At 38.6% G+C, this 13,170-nt stretch carries 13 protein-coding genes; 9 read left to right on the forward strand and 4 right to left on the reverse strand.

The window, feature by feature from the left end; translation table 11 throughout:
- Positions 1 to 203: 203 nt before the first annotated feature.
- The gene (locus tag ACJVDK_RS05425) at positions 204 to 1,394 is read right to left on the reverse strand and encodes an NAD(P)/FAD-dependent oxidoreductase (protein WP_443939273.1); all 1,191 of its coding nucleotides are present in this window, start codon (positions 1,392 to 1,394) and stop codon (positions 204 to 206) included.
- A gap of 54 nt (positions 1,395 to 1,448) precedes the next feature.
- On the opposite strand from ACJVDK_RS05425, the gene ACJVDK_RS05430 reads away from it, so the two are divergent.
- Both ACJVDK_RS05430 and purE read left to right on the forward strand, forming a co-directional pair.
- Complete coding sequence (locus ACJVDK_RS05430; protein ID WP_443939274.1) at positions 1,449 to 2,588, forward strand: 5-(carboxyamino)imidazole ribonucleotide synthase; 1,140 nt, start codon at positions 1,449 to 1,451, stop codon at positions 2,586 to 2,588.
- Positions 2,589 to 2,606: 18 nt separating this feature from the next.
- Positions 2,607 to 3,110, forward strand: a complete 504-nt coding sequence (gene purE / locus ACJVDK_RS05435) for a 5-(carboxyamino)imidazole ribonucleotide mutase (protein WP_443939275.1) — start codon at positions 2,607 to 2,609, stop codon at positions 3,108 to 3,110.
- A gap of 3 nt (positions 3,111 to 3,113) precedes the next feature.
- On the opposite strand, the gene ACJVDK_RS05440 is transcribed toward purE, so the two are convergent.
- Positions 3,114 to 3,677 (reverse strand): YqgE/AlgH family protein, encoded by a 564-nt coding sequence (locus ACJVDK_RS05440; RefSeq protein ID WP_443939276.1) that lies wholly within the window; start codon positions 3,675 to 3,677, stop codon positions 3,114 to 3,116.
- Positions 3,678 to 3,722: 45 nt separating this feature from the next.
- Here ACJVDK_RS05440 and pdxH point away from each other — a divergent pair, with 45 nt between their 5' ends.
- From pdxH to ACJVDK_RS05460, 4 genes are all read left to right on the forward strand, one after another.
- Positions 3,723 to 4,373: a pyridoxamine 5'-phosphate oxidase gene (gene pdxH, locus ACJVDK_RS05445; RefSeq protein ID WP_443939277.1), complete on the forward strand. Its 651-nt coding sequence runs from the start codon at positions 3,723 to 3,725 to the stop codon at positions 4,371 to 4,373.
- A 39-nt stretch (positions 4,374 to 4,412) separates the two neighbouring features.
- Positions 4,413 to 5,300: a 3-hydroxyacyl-CoA dehydrogenase family protein gene (locus tag ACJVDK_RS05450; protein ID WP_443940030.1), complete on the forward strand. Its 888-nt coding sequence runs from the start codon at positions 4,413 to 4,415 to the stop codon at positions 5,298 to 5,300.
- 135 nt (positions 5,301 to 5,435) lie between these two features.
- Positions 5,436 to 6,458: a Holliday junction branch migration DNA helicase RuvB gene (gene ruvB / locus ACJVDK_RS05455; RefSeq protein WP_443939278.1), complete on the forward strand. Its 1,023-nt coding sequence runs from the start codon at positions 5,436 to 5,438 to the stop codon at positions 6,456 to 6,458.
- Positions 6,459 to 6,504: 46 nt separating this feature from the next.
- Positions 6,505 to 8,013, forward strand: a complete 1,509-nt coding sequence (locus ACJVDK_RS05460; protein ID WP_443939279.1) for a GNAT family N-acetyltransferase — start codon at positions 6,505 to 6,507, stop codon at positions 8,011 to 8,013.
- A gap of 30 nt (positions 8,014 to 8,043) precedes the next feature.
- Here the strand turns inward: ACJVDK_RS05460 and ACJVDK_RS05465 are convergent, their stop codons facing one another.
- Entirely contained in the window at positions 8,044 to 8,244 is a 201-nt protein-coding gene (locus tag ACJVDK_RS05465; protein WP_443939280.1) for a hypothetical protein, read from the reverse strand.
- A 162-nt stretch (positions 8,245 to 8,406) separates the two neighbouring features.
- Here ACJVDK_RS05465 and queG point away from each other — a divergent pair, with 162 nt between their 5' ends.
- The 3 genes from queG to ACJVDK_RS05480 all read left to right on the forward strand — a co-directional run bounded on the left by queG (position 8,407) and on the right by ACJVDK_RS05480 (position 12,209).
- Positions 8,407 to 9,339: a tRNA epoxyqueuosine(34) reductase QueG gene (gene queG / locus ACJVDK_RS05470; protein ID WP_443939281.1), complete on the forward strand. Its 933-nt coding sequence runs from the start codon at positions 8,407 to 8,409 to the stop codon at positions 9,337 to 9,339.
- Positions 9,340 to 9,628: 289 nt separating this feature from the next.
- Positions 9,629 to 10,291: a 3'-5' exonuclease gene (locus ACJVDK_RS05475; protein ID WP_443939282.1), complete on the forward strand. Its 663-nt coding sequence runs from the start codon at positions 9,629 to 9,631 to the stop codon at positions 10,289 to 10,291.
- A gap of 10 nt (positions 10,292 to 10,301) precedes the next feature.
- The gene (locus tag ACJVDK_RS05480) at positions 10,302 to 12,209 is read left to right on the forward strand and encodes a DUF294 nucleotidyltransferase-like domain-containing protein (RefSeq protein ID WP_443939283.1); all 1,908 of its coding nucleotides are present in this window, start codon (positions 10,302 to 10,304) and stop codon (positions 12,207 to 12,209) included.
- Here the strand turns inward: ACJVDK_RS05480 and ACJVDK_RS05485 are convergent.
- Positions 12,206 to 13,117, reverse strand: coding sequence for a ribonuclease Z (locus ACJVDK_RS05485; RefSeq protein ID WP_443940031.1), 912 nt, complete (start codon positions 13,115 to 13,117; stop codon positions 12,206 to 12,208). The two genes, ACJVDK_RS05480 and ACJVDK_RS05485, sit on opposite strands and share 4 nt — an antisense overlap.
- Positions 13,118 to 13,170 lie beyond the last annotated feature (53 nt).

Here is a 13,170-nt window from a genome sequence, read left to right on the forward strand (position 1 = left end):
TCTACTCAAAGGGCATGCTGTGTTATCCACAGATGTTTATAAATTATACACAAAACAAAACCATTAAAATAGTAACTTGTTATAGTAATTAAAGCGATAAAAAAGTCCTGTGAGCGGGTGATCCGTGTTGGGCAGGCACAGCATAAAAAACCCCTTCTGTTGTTACAAAAGGGGTTTCATTTTATATGGCAATTTGTTTTTCTTTACAAGTGCTGCGCCATTACAAAACCGCTGGCCCAGGCCCATTGAAAATTATATCCACCAAGCCAACCAGTAACGTCTACACATTCGCCCCCAAAGAATAAACCTGGTATTTTTTTACATTCCAAGGTTTTTGACGACAGTTCATCGGTATCAATCCCTCCCCGCATTACTTCCGCTTTATCGTAACCCTTATCGCCAGCTGGTTTCACTTTAAAATGATGAATCGTTTTTTCTATCAATTCTATTTCATTTTTGGTTAAACTCGCCACTTGTTTAGTTAAGGGCAAAAACTTTTGTAAAGCATCGGTAAACTTGCGCGTGTAATATCGGTTTAACAGGGTTGACAAAAGTGTTTTTCCGTTTTGTTTGCGTTCCTCTTCTAGCAACAAAGAGATGTTTTCATGCGGCAGTAAATCAATGTTGATGCTTTCGCCAGGACGCCAAAAAGAGGAAATTTGCAAAATAGCCGGACCACTTAATCCCCAATGGGTAAAAAGGATATTCTCTTCAAAAGATATTTTATCGTTACTAACGGCACAAAAAACTGAATTTCCAGAAAGTTGTGCAAACCACTCCTCGTCTTTACCTGTAATGGTTAAGGGTACTAAAGCGGGTGCAGTTTCAATGATATTCAGTCCTAATTTTCGTGCAAAACGCAGTGCAAAATCGGTGGCGCCCATTTTAGGAATCGGTAATCCACCTGTTGTAACCACCACTTTATCAGCCTTTAAAACAACCGTTTTGCCATTCTTCTCATACCGAACCTGAAAACCATCAGCATTTTGCTCGATATCTATTACATCCGCATTACACCGAATTTCTTGACCTAAATCCTGACAAAGCGAAGTAAAAACCGCTACCACATCCTTTGCGTTTTTCTCATCCGGAAATAGTTGTCCCAATGTTTTTTCTTTCCCATGAATACCGTAGGTCTCAAAAAAACTGATGGTATCCTCCACCGTCCACTGTTTAAAGGCAGATTTTACAAAATGTGGGTTTTTCGAGATAAACTGCTCATCGGTAGCGTATTGATTGGTAAAATTACAGCGTCCACCACCCGAAATTAGTATTTTAGCGCCTGGTTTTTCATTTTTTTCCAGCACAATCACTTTTTTCCCTAAATAGCCCGCCTGTACCGCACACATCAATCCGCAAGCCCCTGCACCAATAATTATCGCATCTGCATCCATCAAATAAATTTATTATGGTTACTTTTGTGCAAAAGTAGCATATTTTTACTCCTCATGACAAAACAGATAAGCGAATTAAAATTAGGGATTTTAGGTGGTGGTCAATTAGGGCGGATGCTCATTCAACAAGCCATCAATTACAACGTAACTTCTTTAGTGCTCGATCCGGATGCAGATGCTCCATGTAAACACATTGCAAATTATTTCGAAAATGGTTCTATAACTGATTTCGACACCGTGTATAATTTTGGCAAAAAAGCCGATATTATCACCATTGAAATTGAAAAAGTAAACATTGCAGCGCTTGAACAATTAGAAAAAGAAGGGAAAAAGGTTTTCCCGCAGTCGCGTGTAATACGTCTCATTCAAGATAAAGGCATACAAAAACAATTTTTCAAAGAAAACAACATTCCAACCTCTCCTTTTCAAATTGTAAATACAAAGGAAGATATGCTCAACAGCCATTTTAACTATCCGTATATTTTAAAATTACGTAAAGATGGTTACGATGGAAAAGGTGTGATGCGTATTAATAGTGCTGCCGATATAAAAAATGCTTTTGATGCGCCATGTATCATTGAAGAAATGGTCGATTTTGAAAAAGAGATTGCCGTTATTGTAGCACGTAATTCGAATGGAGATGTAAAAACTTTTCCAATGGTAGAAATGGAATTTAACCCTGAAGCCAATTTAGTGGAGTTTCTAATTTCTCCATCTACCTATCCTTTTGAACTACAACAAAGAGCCGAAAACATCGCTAAAACCGTTGCCTCTTCGATGAACATTACCGGTATTTTAGCCGTTGAAATGTTTGTAACCAAAGCAGGTGAGATTTTAGTTAACGAAGTAGCTCCTCGCCCACATAACAGTGGACACCAAACCATAGAAGGTAACTATGTATCTCAATTTGAGCAACATATACGCTCTATCTACAATTTACCTTTAGGTGATACCACGACCATCACAAACGCCATTATGATTAATTTATTAGGCGAAAAAGGTCATGAAGGAATTGCGAAATACGAAAACCTGGAAAAAGTATTGGGAATTAGCGGCGTGTTTGTGCATTTATACGGTAAAAAATACACCAAGCCTTTCCGCAAAATGGGCCACGTAACCATTATGGATACCGACCGTGAAAAAGCCATTGAGAAAGCTCGCTATGTACAAAAAGAATTAAAAGTCATTTCTTAAAAGAGTAAAACACATAAAATGAACGATATACAAAGCAACACCAGCGCGAAAGTAGGCATCATCATGGGAAGCAAATCGGACTTACCGGTTATGCAAGATGCAGCTGATGTATTAAAGGAATTTGGCATTGATTTCGAAATTACGGTAGTTTCTGCGCACCGCACACCTGAACGCATGTTTACATACGCTAAAGAGGCGCAAAAGCGTGGCATTAAGGTAATTATCGCAGGGGCAGGTGGTGCCGCACATTTACCGGGCATGGTGGCCTCTATCACAACCTTACCCGTAATTGGTGTTCCGGTAAAATCGTCAAATTCTATCGACGGTTGGGACAGTATTTTATCCATCCTACAAATGCCAAATGGTATTCCAGTGGCAACAGTTGCATTAAATGCGGCTAAAAACGCAGGTTTGTTGGCAACACAAATTTTATCGACAGCTGATGAAAGCTTGACGGTAAAAATGCAAAATTACAAAGACGATTTGCGCAAAAAAGTCGAAGAAAGCGCTGCAACTATGTAATCCTTAATTCAAATAAGGATCTTTTGGAAAATTACTGATGTGCGCATATTTGGTACCGAGGTTAATAATTACGTCGCGCCACAACTGTTCATCATCATTTGTAAATAAAATGTCTGGGTGAGAAACATCACTAATCATCCAGGCATTTTCATCAATTTCTTTTTTAAGCTGACCTTTTTCCCAACCCGAATAGCCCATAAAGAATTTCACTTCTTCTTCTTCTATCGCATTGGTATTTACCAGCATTTTTAAGGTTTCAAAATCTCCACCCCAATAAATTCCATTACCTACAGGCTCTCCACTCAACATTAAATCGTACCTACGATGAATAAAATGTAAGGTATCAGTTGCTACCGGACCACCAAAATAAAGCAAGTTATTGGCTTCCCATAAGTCGCGCATCACATCTTTTAACAATAAATTTCCTGCTTGATTTAAAATATAACCAAACGAACCATCTGCATCATGTTGGGTTAACAAAATAACAGAACGCTTAAAATTCGGATCGGTCATAAACGGCTCAGAGATCAATAATCTTCCCGTTTTCGGTTTAATTGGATTCAGCATAGCGATAATAATTTGTAAGAAAATTAAAGATGCGTAAGTTTGTTTATGCAAGTTACAAATGATTTTTTACAAAACCTTCGTCAAGATTACAAAAGCTCTTCTTTAACGGAGGCCGATACCGATGAAGATGCCATTGTCCAGTTCAAAACCTGGTTTGAACAAGCCGTTGAAGCAAAAATTTACGAACCCAATGTGATGACATTAGCAACGGTTGATAGCGCAGGAAAGCCGGATGCGCGCATCGTACTTTTGAAAGGAATTGAAGAAAAAGGTTTTAGTTTTTTCACCAATTATCTCAGCAGCAAAGGAAAAGAGCTCAAAAAAAATCCACACGCCTGTTTGGTTTTTTTCTGGCCAGATTTGGAACGTCAAGTTCGAATTGAAGGAGTGGTAGAAAAACTCGATAAAGAAACCTCTGAAAATTACTTTCACAGCAGACCAATCGGTAGCCAAATCGCAGCCGTTGCCTCGCCACAAAGTCAGATTATTCCCGATAGAGATTTTTTAGAAAATCGCGTAGCTCAGCTGACCGAAGAAAACAAAGGTAAAACCATCGCAAAGCCTTCACATTGGGGCGGATACATTGTAAAACCTGTGCGAATTGAATTTTGGCAAGGAAGGGCAAGTCGATTACACGATCGAATTAATTACGAAAAGCAAAAAGGCGAATGGATTAAAACCCGTCTAGCTCCATAAAACCATCGTTAAAAAGCAAAATACGTATATTGTAAAATGATAAAGAATATTTCAGTTATTGGTTCGGGTACCATGGGAAATGGTATTGCACATACTTTTGCTCAATTTGGCTTTCAAGTAAATTTAATTGATATCCAACAAACGGCGCTCGACAAAGCCTTACAAACCATCGAAAAAAACCTTGACCGTCAGGTGAATAAAGGGGTTTTATCGGAAACTGAAAAGGCTAACACCTTAAAGAATATTACAACCTTTACTGCCCTTAGCGAGGGCGTAAAAAATGCTGATTTAGTTGTTGAAGCGGCTACAGAAAATGCGGTAGTCAAACTGGGTATTTTTAAAGAATTGGATCAATTTGCACCCAAAACAGCCATTCTTGCATCCAATACCTCTTCTATTTCCATAACCCAAATTGCCGCCGCCACACAGCGGCCAGAAAAGGTCATCGGCATGCATTTTATGAATCCGGTTCCCGTGATGAAATTGGTAGAAGTAATAAAAGGATACACAACCAGCGATGAAACCACACAAAGCATCATGCAGCTTTCGGCTACCTTAGAAAAAGTACCAGTAGAAGTCAACGATTATCCGGGATTTGTAGCCAATAGAATCTTAATGCCGATGATAAACGAAGCCATCTATACCTTATTTGAAGGTGTTGCAGGTGTTGCAGAAATCGATACCGTTATGAAACTCGGTATGGCGCATCCCATGGGTCCACTACAATTGGCCGATTTTATTGGTTTAGATGTTTGCTTAGCCATTTTAAGAGTCTTGCATGATGGATTTGGCAACCCAAAATACGCTCCTTGTCCCCTTTTGATAAATATGGTTCAAGCTGAAAAAAAAGGTGTAAAAACCGGAGAAGGATTTTACCAATACACAGCCGGCTCAAAGGAATTAGTGGTATCCGACAAGTTTAAATAAGGCCAATACCGAACTATCTACCTAAAAAACAACAAATAACCTTCGCGCTTTAAAAACAACGTACATTTCCAGAAAAGCGTAAAAACGACACAAAAAAACACTAATATTTTTAGCATTTTATAGTATATTTGCTGTATGAACGAACACCTAGATCCTGAAGCAAGCAGTTTAACCCCTACCGATCGCGATATTGAACGGGCATTACGACCGCAGGCATTCGAAGATTTTACCGGCCAAGAAAAAGTAATGGAAAACCTGAAAATTTTTGTTCAGGCGGCCAAACTTCGAGGCGAAGCTTTGGATCATGTTTTATTGCATGGCCCTCCGGGACTAGGAAAAACAACGCTATCGCACATTGTAGCCAATGAAATGGGCGCAGGAATCAAAGTAACCTCAGGTCCGGTTTTAGACAAACCCGGTGATTTAGCTGGCTTACTAACCGGGCTGGATACAGGCGACATCCTCTTCATCGATGAAATTCACCGTTTATCACCTTTGGTGGAGGAATACTTGTATTCTGCTATGGAGGATTTTAAAATCGATATCATGCTCGAAAGTGGCCCAAATGCCCGCTCCGTTCAGATTTCTTTAAATCCATTTACCCTCGTGGGGGCTACAACACGCTCGGGATTATTAACGGCCCCTTTACGCGCACGTTTTGGAATTAATGCCCGTTTAGCGTATTACGACGCCAAATTACTTACCACGATTGTATTGCGTTCATCGGCCATTCTGCGTACACCGATTACGGATGAGGGCGCTTATGAAATTGCACGAAGAAGTCGTGGAACTCCACGTATTGCAAATGCTTTATTGCGTAGAACACGCGATTTTGCCCAAATTAAAGGAAATGGAAATATAGATACAGAAATTGCGCGATATGCCCTTACAGCCCTCAACGTAGATGAAAACGGTTTAGACGAGATGGATAATAAAATCTTGTTAACAATCATCGATAAATTTAAAGGAGGTCCTGTAGGTTTAAAAACCATTGCTACGGCAGTTGGGGAAGATGAGGGAACCATCGAAGAGGTTTATGAGCCTTTCTTGATTCAGGAAGGATACATCATGCGCACATCGAGAGGTCGTGAGGTAACCGAAGCTGCTTATAAACACCTAAAAAGAAATTATCCCGGACAAACCGGAAAATTATTTTAAAAGAAATTTTTAAGGCAATTTAGTTCATTATGCTTAACTTAATAGCATGAACATCGAACTTAGAAAATTAACCCTAGAAGATTACTCGGATTTAAAAGAAGCCATGCGCCAAGCCTACGACAGCCTAGGCGGTCAAACTTGGCCTAAATCGAGTATTAATAAGCTTTTAACTATTTTTCCCGAGGGACAACTTTGCATTGCCGTTGATGACAAAGTAGTGGCGTGTTCCCTAGCCATCATTGTTGATTATGACGAATATGGTGATCGACACACCTATAAATTGATTACCGGAGATTATTCTTTCAGTACCCATAATCCAAATGGCGACACGCTCTATGGAATTGAAATTTTTGTACATCCAGAGTATCGCGGTTTACGCTTAGGGCGTAGATTATACGAAGCGCGTAAAGAACTTTGCGAAAGCCTCAATCTTAAAAGCATCATTGCAGGAGGCAGAATTCCAGGGTATTTTGAATATGCCACAAAACTAACACCGAGACAATACATTGAAAAGGTTAAAAGCAAAGAAATTTACGATTCTACTTTAACGTTCCAGCTTTCCAACGATTTTCACGTACGTAAAGTACTTAAAAACTACCTTCCAGGCGATCATGAATCAAAAGATTATGCGACGCTTTTAGAATGGAATAACATCTACTACCAAGGAATGGATGCCTCTGCCCGCTCGGCCATGACCATTCGCCTAGGCTTAGTACAATGGCAAATGCGTTTATTTCCAAACATGGATGCCTTTTATGAGCAAGTAGAATTTTTTGTGGATGCAATAAGTGGATATAAATCCGACTTCATCATGTTTCCCGAGTTGTTCAATACACCCTTGCTACAACCTTACAATCATCTCCCCGAAGTGGAAGCCATGCGTAAATTGGCCGAAAAAACAGAAGAAATTGTCCAAAAAATGCATGAATATGCACTTACTTACAATATCAACATCATTACGGGAAGTATGCCAATGTTGGAAGATGGGAAGCTTTATAATGCAACCTACTTGTGTCATCGCACCGGAAAAATAGATGAATACCGAAAAATTCACATCACACCGAACGAACAGAAATACTACGGTATGATTGGTGGAGACAAAGTGAAAGTTTTTGATACGGATTGTGGTAAAGTGGGCATTTTAATTTGTTACGATGTCGAATTCCCTGAATTGTGTCGTATTTATGCCGAACAAGGCATGCAAATCCTCTTCGTTCCTTTCTTAACCGATACACAAAATGGCTATACCCGCGTACGTCATTGTGCCCAAGCCCGTGCCATTGAGAACGAGTGTTATGTGGCCATAGCCGGATGTGTTGGAAACTTACCGAAAGTAAATAATATGGATATACAGTTTGCCCAAGCGGCAGTGTTTACGCCTTCCGATTTTGCTTTCCCAACCAATGCCGTGAAAGCAGAAGCCACACCCAATACCGAAATGGTGTTAGTAGTAGATGTGGATTTACATCTTTTGGATGAATTGCATCATTACGGAACCGTGAAGATTTTAAAAGATAGAAGAACGGATTTATACGAAGTTAAACTCCTTAAATAACAGGAGTTTAACTTAATTCTATTTAAATGATTATTTAGGCCAAAAAAACCAAACAATCATCAAAAGGATAATTGCCAGGGGGATAACCCATCTTAAAGCAAGCCCTCCACCGTTTTCGTCTTTTTCGGTAACGGCTGGGCGTGCTGGCCCTGGATTATCACTGTGTTTTTCGTAATCGGTTTCGATTGATTTTGGAGCTGCTCCGCCATCTTTATGTTTTAAATCTTCCATTTCTTTAGTATTTTATGGTTAGCAATAGATGTATTCTTAAAACAAGGCAATCATAAAAAGGTTTCGATTATCGACTTTTTTGAATTAACCAGCACATACAAAACATCCTTCTAAACTATAATAGAGCACAAGCATACAAATAAAGCGTATCTTTGCGCGTCGATGTTCAAACAAGCCGAAAAATACAGCCAACTGATAAAAACAGAAGCCCTTCGTTTAGGTTTTTTGTCTTGTGGCATATCCAAAGCAACGTTTTTAGAAGAAGAAGCGCCCCGCCTGGAAAAATGGTTAAAAAACAATTACCATGGCGAAATGAAGTACATGGAAAATTATTTCGATAAGCGCTTAGACCCCCGATTATTAGTCGACGATGCCAAATCTGTTATCTCCTTATCGTTTAATTATTACACCGAACAAAAGCAACATGACCCAAATGCGCCAAAAATTTCAAAATACGCATATGGAGAGGATTATCACACGGTAATTAAAGAGAAACTTAAAGCACTCTTACATTTCATAGAAGAAAATATTGGAGAAGTTGGCGGAAGAGCTTTTGTTGATTCTGCCCCTGTATTAGATAAAGCTTGGGCAAAAAGATCGGGCCTTGGTTGGATTGGTAAGAACGCCAATTTAATTAGTAAAACAGATGGTTCTTTTTTCTTTTTAGCAGAGCTGATTGTCGATTTGGACTTGGGGTACGACCAAGCATTTCAAACAGATCACTGTGGAACCTGCACGCGCTGTATTGATGCCTGCCCTACCCAAGCCATTGTTGCACCGCAAATTGTAAATGGCAGTAAGTGTATTTCCTACTTAACCATCGAGCTTAAAGATCAAATCCCAAATGAATTTAAGGGCAAGTTGGATAACTGGATGTTCGGATGTGATGTTTGTCAAGATGTTTGTCCTTGGAATCGTTTTTCTAAAGTACACGATGAGGCAGCCTTTTTACCTCAAACAGGACTACTCGATTTAGACGAAAAGCAACTCATAGAGATAACAGAAGAAGTCTTTAAAAGGGTTTTTAAAGGCTCTGCTGTGAAGCGTACCAAATACACTGGATTAAAAAGGAATATCGATTTCTTGCAATCCTAATGTTATTTTTTTTGATACCCAGCTAGAAAAGAAAACACGGTAAAAATACTTAGTGCCCTATGTGAAAATCCTCCGCGTACTCTGTGGTAAAAGAGAAAGCAGGTGGCTTGGCTATAAAGCCAATCAACGAACGCTACTTAAGATTAAACAAGGCTATCAACTAAAAACCTTTAAAAAAATGGCTTCGTACATCCGGTCACAGCGCATACATATTTTACACAATTTCAGTATATTTGACCGTTGAAAGGAAAATAGTTTCCATTTTTTATTCCCTCTAACCAGAAACACTTTGCAGGATTATTTTTTAGTTATTGATACCGAAACATCTGGTTTACCTAAAAACTGGTCAAGTCCTTACGCAAAGGAAAACAACTGGCCACATGTAGTACAAATTGCTTGGGCTATTTACAATAGGGATTTCGAGCTCGTAAAAACGGAAAATCATTACCTTCAAAACACAGGATTTTCCATCGATAAGACGGCTTTTTCTATTCATGGCATATCGGAAGCATATCTTCAAGAACACGGAGAAGAATCGCGAGAGGTATTCAATATCCTTTGTGCTGATGTAGAAAAATACAGACCTTTGTTAGTAGGACATTTGATTACTTTCGATTACCACATGATTAATGTTGAGCTTTACCGACTTGGTATTGCAAACATTTTTAAAGATTTGCAGCTATTTTGCACCATGAAAGCCAGTGCCAGTTACGTTAAAAATCCCATACACAAAGAACTTAAACTCAAGCAATTTTATAAGACTTTATTTAATGAGCGTTTGGAAAGTGAACACAATGCTTTATCTGATGCATTAAACACCGCTAAAATATTTTTTCATTTAGTACGTACAAATAAGCTCACAGAAAACGATATTTACAATCAAAAGCTCGATTTAATGCAAGAGAATAAATCGGTGGGCTTGGTAAAAAGCATCCTTTCTTTATTTTTTTAACGATCGTCGAATGACTGATAAATTAACCTTTTTAGCCTCAATTGTCCCTTTTAATGTTTTACCACAAAACATTTTAGAAGAAATTGCTGCGCAATTGGTTGATGTTCAATATGAAGAAGACACGCTCCTTCACGAGGAAGAAAGCTCAAAACTGAAAGGCATTGAAATTGTTGTTGAGGGTTATTTAGAGACCTACTTCATCGATTCAGCCAAGCGAAAACAAAAATTAGAACGCTTTGAATCTGGAAGCATTTACGGTGGTATCTCTATCCTCTTCAATAAAAAGAAATCGCTCAAAAATGTATTAGCTAAAAAAGGAGCGCAGCTGTATTTTTTGAACAGAAAAGAGTTTAAGAAGGTTTGCGAACAGCACGAAGAATTCTTTGATTATTTTGCACATGCCTTTGGCAAGCTGATGATGGATGAAGAAAATGTGCATTTTTTTAAACGTGCGCATGCGACCGAGGATAATTATCAAGCCTCCGAACAATTATATTCGACCAAGATACAAGACATTGCTTACAAAAAAATTGTTTCCTGCTCAGAGGACACTCCTATTTTCGAAGCAGCCATAAAAATGGCCCAAGCTAAATCAAGCTGTTTATTTGTACAAGATCAGGCTCAAAATTACAGCGGATTCGTTACCGATATTACCTTGCGCGATCGGGTAATTGCCAAAAAACTCGATGCTAGCTTACCCGTAAAAGAAGTAATGGATGCGAATATCTTAAGCATTGGTACCGAGGCATTTGTATACGAAGCGATATTACTGATGTTCAGCAGTAAATCGCGCTATTTATTGGTTAAAAAAAATCATCAGTTTATTGGTTTTTTAAGCCGAAACCGTCTTTTAAGCGAACAGGCGCAATCACCTTTAGTCTTTATTCAATCAGTAAAATCGGCTGTAGATGCCAATGATTTACGATTAAAATGGCAAAAAGTACCCCGCATGGTTGCCCAAATGTTGGCCAGAGGGGTTAATGCAGAAATTGTCAATCAAATGGTTAGCACCATTGCAGATACCATCTCGACCAAAATTATCGAAAGTGTAATTGCCAAATTAGGGCCAGCTCCAGCCAAATTCGTGTTTATGGTTTTGGGCAGTGAGGGTCGTGAAGAATTAAGCCTTAAGACCGATCAGGATAATGCCATCATTTACGAAGACACGCCACCAGAAGAACGTGCTGCAGTAAGAAGCTATTTTCTTGATCTGGCTGAACAGGTTTCAGACAAACTAAATTTTGTTGGATTTGTGTATTGCAAAGGCGATTACATGGCCTCTAACCCGAATTGGACCCATTCTTTATCGCATTGGAAGTACAATTATCAGTATTGGATTGAAGATTCTTTACCAGAAACAGCAGTTAAATTTGCTGCTTTTTTTGATTGTCGAGCCATTTATGGAAATCAAGAAATTATGCAGGAGCTGAGAGAATTTGTAGACTTGCAACTCCAAAAACCCATCGAAAAATTCTATGCTTATTTGGCAAAAAATGCACTACAATACGAAGCTCCCTTAACTTTTTTCAAAAATATCCGAACACAAACTATCGATAGTAAAGAAGTTTTCGATATTAAAAAAGCCATGACTCCTATTGTAGATTTGGTGCGTATTTATGCCCTGCAAAATCGTATTTTCCAGAAAGAAAATACAGGAGAACGTTTAAAAGCGCTCAAGGAAATGGGCGTTTTCTCTGAAAAACAATTTAACGAATTAATGCAATCGTATTATTATTTAATGGCCTTGCGTTTAAAACATCAAGCGCATCAAATCATTAAAGAAAACGTGGAGCCGAATAATTTCATCGAGATGAACAGCATTACCAAAATTGAAAAAGTTACCTTAATTGAAATATTTAAAACAATTAAAGATTTCCAGTTAGGTATTAAAATGCGTTTTACAAACAGCTTAAATTAAAGCCGGTATGTTTTGCCTTCTACCACCAACTCGGTATTTTCAAAAACCGACTGACTTTCTTCTAAAAGCATTTGAAGCGTCTTATAGCGCGATGAAAAATGGCCGATAAGTAATTTACCTACTTCGTTTATTTTAGCCACCTCTCCAGCTTGCAATGCAGTTGTATGGCAGGTTTCTAAAGCTCTTTCCAATAAGTCGTGCGTAAATGTTGCTTCATGATACAACGTATCGCACTTACTGATAACAGGAAAATAACTTTCGCTCATTAACGTATCCGAACAATAGGCGTAGCTTCTTGGACTTTCTGGAGGAAGCGTATATTCACTACTTTTCACAATGGTTCCATCTGTCAACTCAACATCTTTTCCCTTTTTAAGCGCTGTATAATAAGCCGTTGGTACCTCATCGGCTTCGGCTTTATCTTTTATTAATTTACGTTGACGTTGCTTCTGCTTAAAAAGAAAACCAGTGCAAGGAATGCGGTGGTTTAAAATAATGGATTGTACCGTTAAATCACTATTTTCAAAGATTACATGCGATTCGTTTGCATCTACAGCAAAAAACTCAATTGGATAACGAAGAACCGTTTCAGAATATTTAAACTGAATCTCTAGAATTTCTAACAAAGCTGCCGGGCCATATATTTGAATAGCCTTGGTTCGTCCGTTAAGATGCAAAGTAGAAAGTAGTCCTATTAAGCCAAAATAATGATCACCATGCAAATGGCTGATAAAAATATAATCAATACGTGAAGCCTTTAAATTATATCGAAGAAGTTGCTGCTGGGTTCCTTCGCCACAATCAATTAAGTAATATTTTTCATTACAGTTTAAAAGCTGCGCTGTTGGATTACGGTTAAATACCGGTGTGGCTGAACTGCTCCCTAAAATAGTAACTTCAAATTTCATCATGTCTTGAGATATAAAAGCCTCGTAAATCGGCTGAAATACGAGGCTCTTTA

The organism is Pedobacter paludisoli (assembly GCF_052344095.1).
In the GTDB taxonomy this organism is placed as follows: Bacteria; Bacteroidota; Bacteroidia; order Sphingobacteriales; family Sphingobacteriaceae; genus Pedobacter.

Excerpts from the sequence above, each read along its gene's own strand:
- ACJVDK_RS05425 (WP_443939273.1), bottom strand. The coding sequence starts at position 1,394 with ATGGATGCAGATGCGATAATTATTGGTGCAGGGGCTTGCGGATTGATG.
- ruvB (WP_443939278.1), top strand. The coding sequence starts at position 5,436 with ATGAACGAACACCTAGATCCTGAAGCAAGCAGTTTAACCCCTACCGAT.
- ACJVDK_RS05460 (WP_443939279.1), top strand. The coding sequence starts at position 6,505 with ATGAACATCGAACTTAGAAAATTAACCCTAGAAGATTACTCGGATTTA.
- purE (WP_443939275.1), top strand. The coding sequence starts at position 2,607 with ATGAACGATATACAAAGCAACACCAGCGCGAAAGTAGGCATCATCATG.
- ACJVDK_RS05485 (WP_443940031.1), bottom strand. The coding sequence starts at position 13,117 with ATGAAATTTGAAGTTACTATTTTAGGGAGCAGTTCAGCCACACCGGTA.
- ACJVDK_RS05430 (WP_443939274.1), top strand. The coding sequence starts at position 1,449 with ATGACAAAACAGATAAGCGAATTAAAATTAGGGATTTTAGGTGGTGGT.
- ACJVDK_RS05480 (WP_443939283.1), top strand. The coding sequence starts at position 10,302 with ATGACTGATAAATTAACCTTTTTAGCCTCAATTGTCCCTTTTAATGTT.
- queG (WP_443939281.1), top strand. The coding sequence starts at position 8,407 with ATGTTCAAACAAGCCGAAAAATACAGCCAACTGATAAAAACAGAAGCC.
- pdxH (WP_443939277.1), top strand. The coding sequence starts at position 3,723 with ATGCAAGTTACAAATGATTTTTTACAAAACCTTCGTCAAGATTACAAA.
- ACJVDK_RS05440 (WP_443939276.1), bottom strand. The coding sequence starts at position 3,677 with ATGCTGAATCCAATTAAACCGAAAACGGGAAGATTATTGATCTCTGAG.
- ACJVDK_RS05465 (WP_443939280.1), bottom strand. The coding sequence starts at position 8,244 with ATGGAAGATTTAAAACATAAAGATGGCGGAGCAGCTCCAAAATCAATC.